We start from the raw sequence: 13,795 nt of genomic DNA, 5'->3' as shown, positions 1-13,795 counted from the left end.
ATGATGATCCCGTGTGCTGCTTATATCGTATAGATAAAGACTTGAAATAGTGCATAAAGTTCTGGCTTTACCCTGTTAGAATAAACTGATTCAGCAAAGGTATATGAAATAGTGATTGTTACTTTCCCCGGTAGTCTTTATAAGCTTTACCAGCCATTTCCTCCAGCAGGCGACCAGCCACAAGCCATTGATAAATTAACGCAAGGCATTGAAGAGGGGATGAAATATCAAACCCTGCTTGGTGTGACTGGCTCAGGTAAGACCTTTACCATGGCCAATGTGATTGCCCGTATCGGCAGACCGGCAATTGTCATGGCGCCGAACAAGACCTTGGCTGCTCAGTTGTATTCGGAATTTCGAGAGTTTTTCCCGCATAACTCGGTTGAATATTTCGTTTCTTATTATGATTACTATCAGCCTGAGGCTTATGTGCCATCGCGCGATCTTTTTATCGAAAAAGATTCGAGCATCAATGAGCATATCGAGCAGATGCGTCTTTCTGCGACCAAAGCACTATTAGAGCGTGAAGACAGCATCATTGTAGCGACCGTATCTGCGATTTACGGTATTGGCGACCCCGTAGACTATCATGGCATGGTATTGCACCTGACCCAAGGTGAAAAAGCAGAGCAGCGAGACATTATTCAGCGCCTTGTCGGCATGCAGTATGACCGGAACGATTTTGATTTTAGCCGGGGGACATTCAGGGTTCGCGGCGATGTGATTGATGTGTTTCCAGCGGAAAACTCAGAGACTGCTATCCGCATCTCGATGTTTGACGATGAAGTCGAGTCATTGACCATGTTTGACCCCTTGACCGGGCAGATATTCCAGAAGATTCCACGCTATACCGTTTATCCTTCTAGCCATTATGTTACCCCGCGTGAAACTACGATACGGGCGATGGAGAAGATTAAGGCTGAGTTGCGTGACCGCGTAGATTTCTTTATTAAAGACCAAAAATTGGTGGAAGCACAACGCATTGAGCAACGGACGCGTTTTGATCTGGAAATGCTCAATGAGATCGGCTTTTGCAAAGGCATCGAGAATTACTCGCGCCATCTGTCTGGGCGTAACCCTGGTGATCCGCCACCGACATTGATAGATTACTTACCCAAAAACGCATTGATGATCATTGATGAAAGTCATGTCACTGTCCCTCAAGTGGGCGGGATGTATAAAGGGGATAGGGCGCGTAAGGAAAACCTTGTAGATTACGGTTTCCGTTTACCATCCGCATTAGATAACCGCCCGCTCAAATTTGAAGAGTTTGAGAAGGTGATGAGGCAATGCGTATTCGTCTCTGCTACACCTGCAGATTACGAAGCTACCCACACTCAGCAGATTGTTGAGCAGGTCGCAAGGCCAACTGGGTTGATTGACCCTGAGATCACCGTGAAGCCTGCTGATACGCAGGTCGATGATTTGCTTTCAGAAATCAAATTGCGAGTAGAGGTTGGTGAGCGTGTTCTAGCTACCACGTTAACGAAACGTATGGCAGAAGATTTGACCGATTACCTATCAGAGCATGGCGTTAAAGTGCGCTATTTGCATTCTGATATCGACACAGTAGAGCGGGTTGAGATTATTCGCGATCTACGATTGGGCGAGTTCGACGTATTAGTCGGTATCAACCTGCTACGTGAAGGGTTGGATATCCCAGAGGTTTCTTTAGTGGCAGTGCTGGATGCGGATAAGGAAGGTTTCTTGCGTTCAGAGCGCTCATTGATCCAAACCTCTGGTCGAGCTGCTCGTAACTTAAATGGTAAGGTGATTTTCTATGCAAATAGAATTACCCGATCAATGAAAGCCGCGATGGATGAGACAACGCGGCGACGTATCAAGCAAATGGCATTCAATGAAGCAAATGGCATCGTTCCTAGAGGTGTTACCAAACGTATTAAAGATATCATCGATGGTGTTTATGATAAAGACGACGCCAAGCGTGAGCGGCAAGCGGCGCAAGATCAAGCCAGCTACGAAGCGCTTAGCGAGAAGCAGATACTTAAAGAGATCAAGCGTCTTGATAAATCCATGCATGACGCCGCGCAGAATCTGGAATTTGAAAAAGCTGCTGATTTTCGTGATCAGCTTAAAAAACTCAAAGCTAAATTCTATGGGGCAGCTATTCCGGATGAGATGCCGGGTAATCCTAATTAGGTCTATATGTCCCAATAAAAAAAGCCCCGATGACGGGGCTTTTTTTACTCTAGCTAAGTGATACTTTTAAAACTACTTCTGCGTTTCAACCATCACTAAAGGCTCAGCCTTTGTATTTTCAGCAGATTTCTTCTGCTGCCATGCAGCTGGTTTATTTTGCGCCTTTGGTGCTACAGGTTCAGGTGCGCCAGTCGATTTTGCAGATTCAGCCTTGGTTTCTACCAATTGCAAACCACTCGCTGCCAAATCAACAGGTTTTGCCTGTGCCTCTGGTTTACGGCGACGCGGTGCACGAGGCTTCTTCTCAGATTTTTCTGCAGTGGCAGTCGCTGTTTCATTTGCTACAGCAGGTTGCGCAGCAGTTTCAACTTGTACCAGCTCAGATTTCGCAACTGCTGGTTTGGCTATTTCCGCTTTCTCTGCCTTTGGCTCAGTGTGCCTTGGCTTTTTCTGTGGTTCAACGGCATTTGGCTTTTCAGATGCTGTTTGTGCATGCTCGATGACTACATCTGCAGCAACAGATTTCACTATCTCAGCTTTAGGGGCCTCGATGCTATTTTCTACAAATGGCTGAGCCTGTTGCAGATTATTCTCACCAGCAACTGCTTGTCCTTCACGCGGCTCGTTGCTGCGATTACGATCTCGACGACCATTGCGACCACGGCGACCACTACGTTGAGGTTGCTCACCAGTTGCTTCAACATTGTTTGCATTTTGTTGATTAGGGTTCTGCTGAGGTTTTTCGCGATCAGGAGCTCTTTCTTGGCGCGGCTGAGTATTTTGCTGTGCACGAGGCTCTTGAGGGCGGTTGTTGCGTTGCTCATTGTTATTGCGATTCTGGTTAGTATTACGCTCACCATCATTACGCTCAGCTGCATTCACATTGCGCTCATTATTGCCGCTACGCTCGTTGCGATCACGCCCATTACGATTGCGATTGCGGTTGCGATTATTATTGCGGTTACCTTCACGCGGTCTATTGCTTTCAGGCGCGGCTTCTTCTTTTTCAGGATTGATGCTACCGAACCAAGTCTTAATACGGTTAAATAGCGATGCTTTCTTCTCAGGCGTAACAACAGAGATCGGGGCAGGGGATGCAGGCGTAATACCTTTAACAGCAGCCTCTACACGTACAGCTTTTACTTCTTGCTTGGTGCCAGCTGCATCTTCACTCTCACTTGGAAGTTCAACCATTTCGTAGCTTGCACGGGTTGTATCTTCAGACACATCGTCGCTGCGAATACGCGCAATATTGTAGTTCGGTGTTTCAAGATGAATGTTTGGGATCAATACAACTTGTACACCCATGCGTTGCTCGATCTTATGGATCTCAGCACGTTTTTCATTCAAGAGGAATGTGGCAGCCTCAACAGGTAGTTGTACCTGAATGATCGCGCTGTTCTCTTTCATCGCCTCTTCTTGTGTAATACGCAAGATATGGAGGGCGGTAGATTCAATACCACGAATATGGCCTGTGCCGTGGCAACGAGGACATGGAATGTGGTTCGACTCACCAAGGCTAGGGCGTAAACGTTGGCGTGAAAGCTCTAATAGGCCAAAACGTGAAATCTTGCCTGTTTGTACGCGCGCACGATCATAATGCAAGGCATCACGTAAACGGTTCTCAACTTCACGCTGATTACGCTGGTTTTCCATATCAATAAAGTCGATAACAACCAAGCCACCCAAGTCACGCAAGCGTAGTTGACGTGCAACTTCCTCTGCTGCTTCAAGGTTGGTGTTGAAAGCGGTATGTTCGATATCGCTGCCCTTGGTGGAGCGGCCTGAGTTAACGTCCACTGAAACCAAGGCTTCGGTGTGGTCGATCACGATCGCGCCGCCAGATGGCAAGCGTACTTCACGTGAGAATGCTGTCTCGATCTGATGTTCGATCTGGAAGCGTGAGAATAATGGAATCTCGTCATGGTAAAGTTTCACGCGAGATACATTGCCTGGCATCACGTGATTCATGAACTGTACTGCCTGTTCATAGATGTCAGGTGTATCGATCAGAATCTCGCCGATATCTGGTTGGAAATAGTCGCGAATAGCGCGGATAACCAAGCTGCCTTCCTGATAGATCAGGAAAGGGCCACTTTGCATGGTGGATGCGCCTTCAATGGCTGTCCACAATTGCAGCAGGTAGTTCATGTCCCATAGTAGCTCTTCAAGCGTACGGCCAATACCTGCGGTACGGGCAATGATGCTCATACCGTTCGGGACTTCAAGCTGAGCCATGATGTCGCGCAACTCGTTACGGTCTTCACCCTCAATGCGGCGTGATACACCGCCACCACGTGGGTTATTCGGCATCAATACGAGATAGCGGCCAGCAAGTGAGATAAATGTAGTGAGTGCAGCACCTTTGTTGCCACGCTCATCTTTATCCACCTGAACGATGAGCTCTTGACCTTCTTTAAGCACGTCTTGAATGCGAGCACGGCCTGCATCTACATCGCCTTGAAAGTAACTGCGGGCGACTTCTTTAAAAGGTAGGAAACCGTGTCTGTCTGTGCCGTAGTTTACAAAAGCGGCTTCTAGGGAAGGTTCGATGCGAGTGATGATGCCTTTATAGATATTGCTTTTGCGCTGCTCTTTACCAGCAGACTCAATATCGAGGTCGATCAGTTTTTGTCCATCAACGATTGCGACGCGTAATTCTTCAGACTGCGTCGCATTAAATAGCATGCGTTTCATTTATAACTCCCGCGCTCATAGCGGGCTTGCAGACCGAGCCTTGTGGTCTAGGCGACAGGCAGAGAATGGCTGGTGTCATGGTGCAGGCTGATGCCTTAATATCAACGAGGTAATACTAAGGTTCATTTCACTGCTGAGCAGAACGAACGTGGAGAAGATTTAGTAAACGCAGGCTATTCAGCCGTTCTCATCTTTATTCATTTAGTGACGAGGCTATCAATTTAGATGCGTCGTAGAAAAAGATTTCAGATACCTAAGTTATCTGTATCAGATTGAATTTGTTAGCGAATTCTTTCGGTAACTGTCTGGTTTAGCTTCTGTATGTTAATTCTATCTCGGGTTAGCCGTCATTATCGGCTAAAATTCATTAGTTCCAGCAAATCCGGGCCGCGCTTTACATTAGTAATTCTGGTGTGCAGCGGCTTGAGCGCAATTAATTTGTTGCAAAATCGCTACTTAATTTTATTTGGCGAGCGAGTTAACCAAGGTATTTGTTAATTAAAGATTAATTCATCTTGAAGAAGCGCTTAGCGCATTTACTTCAAGGTTTACGTAGTATAGGCGAGATGGAAAATTTAAGCAAAACAAGTGATGTAATTAGTGAGTCTAGCTCAGCCCTTTTAACGGTAGATGAAGGCAGTGCGGGACAGCGGATCGACAACTTTTTAAGCAAAACCTTGAAAGGCGTGCCTAAAAGCCATATCTATCGAATATTGCGTAGTGGCGAAGTTAGGGTTAATAAGAAGCGTATCGATGCAACTTACCGACTTTTGATGGATGATGTCGTCCGTGTGCCACCGATTAGAACAAGCCAGCAACAAGAAGTATCACCTCACAAAAAACCAGTCACGGCAAAGTTCGAACAATCGATCGTCTTTGAAGATGATGCTATGTTGGTGATCGATAAACCTGCGGGTTTTGCAGTACACGGGGGTAGTGGCATCAGTCTTGGTGTGATCGAGCAACTTCGCCTTGAACGCCCGCAAGCTAAATTCCTTGAGTTAGTGCATAGGCTGGATAGGGAAACCTCTGGTGTATTGATGCTGGCCAAAAAACGTAGCGCATTAGTTGCGCTGCATGAAGCGATGCGCAGTAATTATATGGATAAACGTTACTTGATGCTTGTGAGCGGTGATTGGACGGAAAAAAAGAAAAAGGTGGTCTTGCCACTACATAAGTATGTTTTACCTAGTGGTGAACGCCGCGTTTCAGTTCAAGAAGATGGACAGGAGTCTGAAACCATATTCCATCTACGCAAACGTTATGGAGAATTCACTCTTTTAGAGGCGCAATTGATTACCGGGCGTACTCACCAGTTACGTGTGCAGCTAGCGCATTTGGGTTTTCCTATCGCGGGTGATGATAAGTATGGCGACTTTGCGTTTAATAAGTCTTTGCAGAAACGTGGCCTTAAACGCATGTTTCTGCATTCTGAGACTACGGGTATTCGACATCCTCTATCAGGTGACAAACTTAAATTGGTTGCGCCATTGCCGGCCGAGTTAGAGAAGTTCTTAAAGATTTTAGAGAAAGAAATGATTCAAAAATGAAGTCTAAGCAGTTTGATCTAATTATCTTCGATTGGGATGGCACCCTTGCTAATTCAACCCAACTTATTGTAAACGCGATACGTGCTGCAAGTTTAGAGGTCGGGCTACCTGATCCAGGGCAAGAAGCTGCTAGCAGCATTATTGGCTTGGGCTTGCGTGAAGCGCTGGTTAGTTTGTTTGGCCAAGATATACCATACGAGCAGATTCAGCAGATGGCGGCTCGCTATAATTTTCACTACAACATCGGTGAGAACAACATCCCTTTATTTGATGGCGTATTGGAATCTATACAAACTTTAGATGCTAATGGCTTCAAGCTCGCGGTTGCCACAGGCAAAGGGCGTAACGGGTTAAATCGTGCATTGCAAAATAGTGGTTTAGGCAAACATTTTGGTGCAACACGATGTGTCGATGAATGCTATTCCAAACCTCATCCGCAAATGATTCTTGAGTTGATGGATGAGCTTGATGCCAAGCCAGAACGTACCTTAATGGTAGGTGACACCAGTTTTGACCTGCAAATGGCAAGTAATGCCAATGTGGCGAGCCTTGGGGTGAGCTACGGCGCGCATCCGCTAAGTAATCTATTACCACACAAGCCTTTGGCACATTTTGATGCGTTTTCTAAGCTGAACCAATGGCTAGTAATGAACGCTTGATTTGCCAGAGTGATGCGCTGGTTGAGAAATCGCATGGTTTGCGATTTGAATTACCTGAATTAGGTGAGTTCGTCACCGGTTTTGCTGTACGCTATAACTCGGTGGTCTATGCCTATATTAACCAGTGTGCGCATGTGCCGATTGAGCTTGATTGGAATGAAGGGGATTTTTTTGATTTATCAAAAAACTATCTGCTTTGTGCAACCCATGGCGCGCATTACAATCCAACAGACGGCTATTGTGTCATGGGGCCATGTAAAGGCAAGCGACTGAAGTCGATCAAAGTAGTTGAACGAAACAATGAGATTTTGATCAGTCTTGATGATTTATAGAAAACTTAATTAGAAAGTTAAAAGCATGTCTGAAAACAATCACACCGAGCCAAACCCAAGAGAATCAGAATGGCAACGTACAACCATTGAAAAGTTGGCTTTCGCCTCACTGGCTGAACAAAAGCGCCGCAGGCGTTGGGGGATATTTTTTAAATCACTAGGGTTTATCTATCTATTCTTAATATTGTTTTATGCTTTGGGCTGGGTCAGTAACGAAACAAGCACTAAGCTTGAACATACCGCGATGATTGATATCGAAGGCGTAATTGGCGCGAATGATGAAGTGAATGCCGAGAGTATTATCGATAGCTTGCAGTCAGCCTACGATAGCAAAGGTACGAAAGGTATTATCCTGCGTATCAACAGCCCGGGTGGTAGCCCTGTTCAGGCGGGCTTGATCAATGATGAGATCAAACGTCAGCGCAAGCTTCATCCGGATATCCCGGTTTATGCGGTGGTGGAAGATATTTGTGCTTCAGGTGGATATTACATTGCAGTTGCTGCAGATAAGATCTACGTGGATAAAGCCAGTATCGTCGGTTCTATCGGCGTACTGATGGATGGTTTTGGATTTACTAAAGCAATGGATAAGTTTGGTGTCGAGCGTCGCTTGCTCACAGCCGGTGAGAATAAGGCGATTCTTGATCCTTTCTCACCAGTAAATCCTAAGCACCAGGAATTCGCTCAGCAGATGCTTGACCAGATTCACCAACAATTTATTGCTGTGGTGCGTGAGGGCCGTGGTAATCGCCTAAAAGAAACACCAGAGATGTTCAGTGGTCTTTTCTGGACAGGTGAGACCAGCGTGCAAATGGGCTTGGCTGATGGCCTAGGTAGCTCTGCTTATGTCGCACGCGAAGTGATCAAGCAAGACAATATCGTTGATTTCACTACGCGTGAAGGTTTTGCTGATAAGTTTGCCAAGCGTTTAGGTGTCTCCATGACCAATACCTTGCTGGGTAGCAATATCAATATTCGATAAGATTTCCCCCGCAATGAAAAACGCCCTTAGATTTTAAGTCTAAGGGCGTTTTGTTTTGTTGCTACGCAGATTATGAATGTAGTTTGCTGTAGTTGATCAGGCCATTGGTTGAGCTATCGAAACCTGTGACATCGCCAGTAGATGTTAGCTGCGGCAATATCTGCTGAGCGATCTGCTTGCCATACTCGACACCCCATTGATCAAAGGAGTTGATGTTCCAGATCATGCCTTGCACGAATATTTTGTGTTCGTAGAGTGCGATCAGTTTACCTAAGGTGTTAGGGGTCAGCTTATCGAACAATATGGAGGTGGTAGGGCGGTTACCTTCAAATGTCTTGTGCGGCAATATCTTTTGCAATGCCTCACCTGAGAAACCTTGTGCTTCTAATTCAGCATGTGCTTGCTCACTTGTTTTACCAAGCATTAGTGATTGCGTTTGCGCGAGGAAATTAGCCAGCAATATCTTGTGGTGACTATTGCCGTTCTTGCCGACTTGGTAGTGACTTTGCATCGGCATCAAGAAATCGCAAGGGACGATCTGTGTGCCTTGATGTATCAGTTGATAGAACGCATGCTGCCCATTGGTGCCAGCTTCACCCCAAACCACAGCGCCAGTTTTGTGGTGTACGCGGTCGCCATCACGACTGATGAATTTGCCGTTGCTTTCCATGTCCGCTTGTTGCAGGTATGCAGGGAAGCGCGCCATGCCTTGATCGTAAGGCAGAATGGCTTTGGTATCCACATGGAAGAAATTGTTATACCAGATACCGATAAGCGCCATGATCACAGGCATATTTTTCTCTAATGGTGCGGTCTTGAAATGGTTATCCATCTCGTGCCCGCCAGCTAGCAGGTCTTCAAAATTATCCATGCCAACATACAGCGCGATTGAAAGGCCGATCGCTGACCACAGTGAATAACGACCACCAACCCAATCCCAGAATTCGAACATATTGGCTGTATCGATACCGAAATCACTGACAGCTTTTGCATTGGTAGATAAAGCAACGAAATGCTTTGCCACATGTGCCTGATCAACTGCTGATTGCAAGAACCATGTACGTGCAGATTGCGCGTTAGTCATAGTTTCTTGAGTGGTGAATGTCTTTGATGCAACAATGAATAGTGTTGTTTCAGGATTACATTGTTCCAGCGCACGGATCAGGTGGGCGCCATCGATGTTTGAAACAAAGTGCACACTTAGGTCTTTGCTTGCATAAGGCTTCAGTGCATCGCAGACCATGACAGGGCCAAGGTCAGAACCGCCAATACCGATATTGACGATATCCGTGATCTTTTTGCCTGTGTAACCGCGCCATGTGCCATTACGTACGCGCTCGCTAAAGTCGCGCATCTGAGCCAATACGCGATTCACATCGGGCATGACATCTTTACCATCCAGCATGATGGGTGTATTGCTGCGATTACGTAAAGCAGAGTGAAGTACAGCGCGATTTTCAGTGAAGTTGATCTTTTCCGCCGAGAACATGCGGTCTCGCCAGCTTTCGATGTTTACTTCGCGTGCTAGTTTAAATAGCAACGACAGCGTTTGCTCGGTGACGCGGTGCTTGGAATAATCCAGCAATAATCCGTTTGATTCTAGTGAGAACTTCTCGAAGCGGCTTTTATCTTTTGCGAATAAATCCCGCATATGCAATGGGAACACTTCTTGATAATGCGCGTCGAGTTTTTGCCATGTAGGCAGCGTTGTAGGGGTCGTCATGCTTTTTTAGTGTGTAGTAGGTTGATTATTTTGAAAAATTATTATTTATTTAAGCTGTAATATTAGACCACTTAATGGTGGTACGTTTAATGCGATTGACTGATTATAGCCCATCCAAGGGGTAGGTTCGCTATTTAGTCCGGCCCCGTTTCCTTGATTGCTGCCGCCATAATATTCTGCATCGCTATTAAATAGCTCTTTATAGTCGCCGGATGTCGGTACCCCGAGGCGATAATGGTGTCTAGGGACTGGCGTAAAATTCAGAATCACTATTATAAAGCGACCATCGCGCGCGCGGCGAATATAACTGATGATTGACTGTTCAGCATCCTGGCAATCTATCCAGTCAAAGCCTTGTTGCTCAAAATCGAGATCATGTAATGCAGACACACGCTGATACAAATGGTTTAAATCGCGCATCATATTTTGTACACCGCTGTGCCATGGGATATCCAGCAGGTGCCAATCTAGGGATGCGCCTTCATTCCACTCTCTACCTTGCGCAAACTCGTTACCCATAAAATTAAGTTTTTTGCCGGGCGTTGTCATTTGGTAAGTGAGCAATAGGCGGATATTGGCAAACTTTTGCCAAGCATCACCTGGCATTTTGCCTAGTAAAGAAAACTTGCCATGCACGACTTCATCATGTGAGAAAGGCAGCACAAAGTTCTCGGAATAGGCATAGATCTGGCCGAAAGTGAGTTTGTCATGCTGGTAACGTCGATGGATAGGGTCTTGCGCTATGTACGAGAGTGTATCGTTCATCCATCCCATATTCCATTTCATGGAGAACCCTAGTCCGCCTGCATCTACTGGTCTTGATACCATTGGCCATGCGGTGGATTCTTCTGCAATAGTCAGTGCGCCGGGGAAATCCTGATGCACCATGATGTTGAGCTGCTTTAGAAACTCGATAGCTTCTATATTTTCACGGCCACCGAATTGATTAGGCAGCCACTCACCGGCTTTGCGGGAGTAATCAAGATAAAGCATGGAGGCAACAGCATCTACGCGCAGTCCATCTATGTGAAATTCTGAGAGCCAGAAATAGGCGTTCGCTACGAGAAAATTGCGGACTTCATTGCGCCCGTAATTGAAGATATAAGTTCCCCATTCTTGATGTTCACCACGGCGGGGATCTGCATGCTCGTATAAAGGCGTTCCATCAAACCTTGCCAGTGCCCAGTCATCTTTGGGAAAATGGCCTGGTACCCAATCAAGGATGACACCAATATCAGCTTGGTGACATGTGTCTACAAAGTAGCGTAGGTCGTCTGGTGTGCCGAAGCGATGGGTCGCTGCAAAATAGCCTGTTGTCTGGTATCCCCAAGATTCATTTAGCGGGTGCTCCGAAACAGGCAATAGCTCAATATGGGTGTAGCCCATCTCTTTTACATACTTAACCAACTGATCGGCTAGCTCGCGATAAGTAAGAAATCCGTTATCTGCATTGCGACGCCATGAGCCCAGATGCACTTCATAACAGTTGAATGGTGTATGCAGCCAATCAGCATGTTCACGCTTTTTGAACCATGCGGCATCTTGCCAATCATATTGGTTGGGTGGCGTAATTTTGGCTGCAGTGCCAGGCAAGTGTTCGTAACTGAAAGCATAAGGGTCGGTTTTGATGAATACCTGACCTGTATGGCGATTACGAATCTCAAATTTATAGAGTTCGCCTGCATTTAATTCCGGGATGAATATCTCCCATACGCCACTTGAACCATGTGCGCGCATCACATGTAGACGCCCATCCCACTGATTGAAGTTGCCAACGACACTGACTCGCTCTGCATTAGGTGCCCATACACTGAAGCGGACACCAGTAATGCCATTGTAATTGAGCATGTGTGCGCCAAAGGTCTTGTGGGCTTGCTTAAGGTTTCCGCCGGAGAATAGATATAAGTCATCAACAAACAGCATGGAAGGAAACGAATAAGCATCGTATTGCTCATAGATGTAAGTGTCTTGCTCGATTTTTAATCGGCATGGTGTTTCTGGCGCATTAAGGCCTTCCCATTCATACAGGCCTTGTTCATGTGTTTGATGAAGCAGTTCCCACGCTTGCGATGTTTTGAGCCATATACGGGATGCATGGGGTAAAAAAGCTCGGAATATGTGGCCATCAGCCTTCTGATGCAAGCCCAGATATGAAAATGGGTCATGATGTTTTGCACCAAGAATTTTAATCATATCCAAGTTTTGTTGAAGGTTTGTCAATATGGCCGTTTCTGTAATATTTTTTTACAATTAAGGGTGATTCTACTAGATTAGCTAGAAGTATCGTGTCTATAATGATTTCAAGCGTGATATCGCATTGCCAAATAGCTCCTAGAAGCTAGGTTGGACAACAGAGGAGCGGAAAAAATGCAGCAGGATTTATCTTCATCTCGTTTTATCAGCACGCTCACTAAAAACACAGTAGCCCTGATTCTTGCAGGAGGCAAGGGCAGCCGCCTAAAAGACCTCACCAATTGGCGTGCGAAACCTGCTGTTCCTTTTGGTGGAAAATTCAGAATCATCGATTTCCCGCTGTCCAATTGTATGAATTCCGGTGTTCGTCGTATTGGCGTAATTACACAGTATAAATCTCATAGCCTGATGCAGCACATCCATCGTGGATGGGGATTTCTGCGCGGCGAATTCAATGAGTTCGTTGAAATATTACCTGCGCAACAGCGCCTTCAAGAAGAGTGGTACAAAGGTACTGCTGATGCTGTCTTTCAGAATCTGGATATCTTGCGCCAGACCAATGCGGCATTCGTATTGGTATTAGCGGGTGATCATATCTACAAGATGGATTATGGCCAGATGCTGGCAGCACATGTGCGTAACAACGCGGATATGACGATTGCCTGCGTCAATGTGCCTCTCAATGAAGCCAAAGAATTTGGTGTGGTCCGTGTGGATGAGCAGGACAGAATCGTTGATTTTAAGGAAAAGCCTGAGAGCCCTGATCCTATCCCGGGTAATCCTGATCAGGCATTTGCAAGCATGGGCATCTATGTATTCAATGCATCTTTTCTGTACGAGCAGTTAATACGTGATGCCGATGCACCACGCTCGGCCCATGATTTTGGTCGTGACATCATCCCTTACATGATCAAAAAATATAGGGTCTATGCCCATCGCTTTACCGAGAGTTGCGTCGGGGCGTCGAATGGCAATTACTATTGGCGGGATGTTGGTACGGTTGATGCTTATTGGGAAGCGAACATGGAGCTTACAAAAGTGGTTCCCGAGCTGAATCTCTATGATAGTCAGTGGCCGATCTGGACATACCAAGAGCAGCTTCCTCCAGCGAAGTTTGTTTTTGATAATGAAGAGCGATGCGGCAGGGCGACAGATTCTTTAGTATCGGGCGGATGCATCATAAGTGGTGCAAAAATAAGTAATTCAGTGCTTTTTTCAGATGTGCGAATCAATAGTTATAGCACGATTGAAGGCGCTGTACTTTTGCCTAAGGTCGATATCGGTCGTTATGTGACATTGAACAGGGTTGTCATAGATAAAGGCACGCGAATCCCTGATGGCATGGAAATCGGCGTGGATATTGAGCAGGATAAGAAACGGTTTTATGTGACTGATACAGGCATTACGCTGGTAACACCCGATATGTTGGGGCAATCTTTACATCAGGCACGTTAATTGAATTAATTGGCTGATACGTAGGTCATTCATACATCGACTCT

Annotated in this window: 9 protein-coding genes; 6 read left to right on the top strand and 3 right to left on the bottom strand. The window is 46.0% G+C overall.

Annotation, left to right across the window (positions count from 1 at the left end; all coding sequences use genetic code 11):
* Positions 1-111: 111 nt before the first annotated feature.
* Positions 112-2,160, top strand: coding sequence for an excinuclease ABC subunit UvrB (gene uvrB, locus A7981_RS06515; RefSeq protein WP_067265699.1), 2,049 nt, complete (start codon positions 112-114; stop codon positions 2,158-2,160).
* Positions 2,161-2,232: 72 nt separating this feature from the next.
* On the opposite strand, the gene A7981_RS06510 is transcribed toward uvrB, so the two are convergent.
* A complete protein-coding gene (locus tag A7981_RS06510; protein ID WP_067265696.1) occupies positions 2,233-4,857 on the bottom strand; it encodes an Rne/Rng family ribonuclease in 2,625 nt (874 codons plus the stop codon).
* Between the two features lie 566 nt (positions 4,858-5,423).
* On the opposite strand from A7981_RS06510, the gene rluC reads away from it, so the two are divergent.
* The 4 genes from rluC to A7981_RS06490 are packed head-to-tail and all read left to right on the top strand — an operon-like array spanning position 5,424 to position 8,380.
* A complete protein-coding gene (gene rluC, locus A7981_RS06505) occupies positions 5,424-6,407 on the top strand; it encodes a 23S rRNA pseudouridine(955/2504/2580) synthase RluC (RefSeq protein ID WP_067265694.1) in 984 nt (327 codons plus the stop codon).
* Positions 6,404-7,066, top strand: coding sequence for an HAD-IA family hydrolase (locus A7981_RS06500; RefSeq protein WP_067265690.1), 663 nt, complete (start codon positions 6,404-6,406; stop codon positions 7,064-7,066). Before rluC ends, A7981_RS06500 begins: the two co-directional genes overlap by 4 nt.
* Positions 7,045-7,398 (top strand): Rieske 2Fe-2S domain-containing protein, encoded by a 354-nt coding sequence (locus A7981_RS06495; protein ID WP_067265687.1) that lies wholly within the window; start codon positions 7,045-7,047, stop codon positions 7,396-7,398. Before A7981_RS06500 ends, A7981_RS06495 begins: the two co-directional genes overlap by 22 nt.
* Before the next feature lie 25 nt (positions 7,399-7,423).
* Positions 7,424-8,380: a S49 family peptidase gene (locus A7981_RS06490; RefSeq protein WP_067265683.1), complete on the top strand. Its 957-nt coding sequence runs from the start codon at positions 7,424-7,426 to the stop codon at positions 8,378-8,380.
* 70 nt (positions 8,381-8,450) lie between these two features.
* On the opposite strand, the gene pgi is transcribed toward A7981_RS06490, so the two are convergent.
* Positions 8,451-10,103, bottom strand: coding sequence for a glucose-6-phosphate isomerase (gene pgi / locus A7981_RS06485; protein WP_067265680.1), 1,653 nt, complete (start codon positions 10,101-10,103; stop codon positions 8,451-8,453).
* A 45-nt stretch (positions 10,104-10,148) separates the two neighbouring features.
* Positions 10,149-12,296, bottom strand: coding sequence for a 1,4-alpha-glucan branching protein GlgB (gene glgB, locus A7981_RS06480; protein ID WP_067265678.1), 2,148 nt, complete (start codon positions 12,294-12,296; stop codon positions 10,149-10,151).
* Positions 12,297-12,470: 174 nt separating this feature from the next.
* Here glgB and glgC point away from each other — a divergent pair, with 174 nt between their 5' ends.
* Positions 12,471-13,751: a glucose-1-phosphate adenylyltransferase gene (gene glgC, locus A7981_RS06475; RefSeq protein WP_067265675.1), complete on the top strand. Its 1,281-nt coding sequence runs from the start codon at positions 12,471-12,473 to the stop codon at positions 13,749-13,751.
* Positions 13,752-13,795 lie beyond the last annotated feature (44 nt).

Origin of the sequence: Methylovorus sp. MM2 (assembly GCF_001648895.1) — a bacterium.
Lineage (GTDB): Bacteria > Pseudomonadota > Gammaproteobacteria > Burkholderiales > Methylophilaceae > MM1.
The sequence above is the reverse complement of the archived record's forward strand: the minus strand, read 5'-3'. Positions and strand labels throughout refer to the sequence as shown.

Excerpts from the sequence above, each read along its gene's own strand:
- A7981_RS06510 (WP_067265696.1), bottom strand. The coding sequence starts at position 4,857 with ATGAAACGCATGCTATTTAATGCGACGCAGTCTGAAGAATTACGCGTC.
- rluC (WP_067265694.1), top strand. The coding sequence starts at position 5,424 with ATGGAAAATTTAAGCAAAACAAGTGATGTAATTAGTGAGTCTAGCTCA.
- pgi (WP_067265680.1), bottom strand. The coding sequence starts at position 10,103 with ATGACGACCCCTACAACGCTGCCTACATGGCAAAAACTCGACGCGCAT.
- A7981_RS06500 (WP_067265690.1), top strand. The coding sequence starts at position 6,404 with ATGAAGTCTAAGCAGTTTGATCTAATTATCTTCGATTGGGATGGCACC.
- glgC (WP_067265675.1), top strand. The coding sequence starts at position 12,471 with ATGCAGCAGGATTTATCTTCATCTCGTTTTATCAGCACGCTCACTAAA.
- glgB (WP_067265678.1), bottom strand. The coding sequence starts at position 12,296 with ATGATTAAAATTCTTGGTGCAAAACATCATGACCCATTTTCATATCTG.
- A7981_RS06490 (WP_067265683.1), top strand. The coding sequence starts at position 7,424 with ATGTCTGAAAACAATCACACCGAGCCAAACCCAAGAGAATCAGAATGG.
- A7981_RS06495 (WP_067265687.1), top strand. The coding sequence starts at position 7,045 with ATGGCTAGTAATGAACGCTTGATTTGCCAGAGTGATGCGCTGGTTGAG.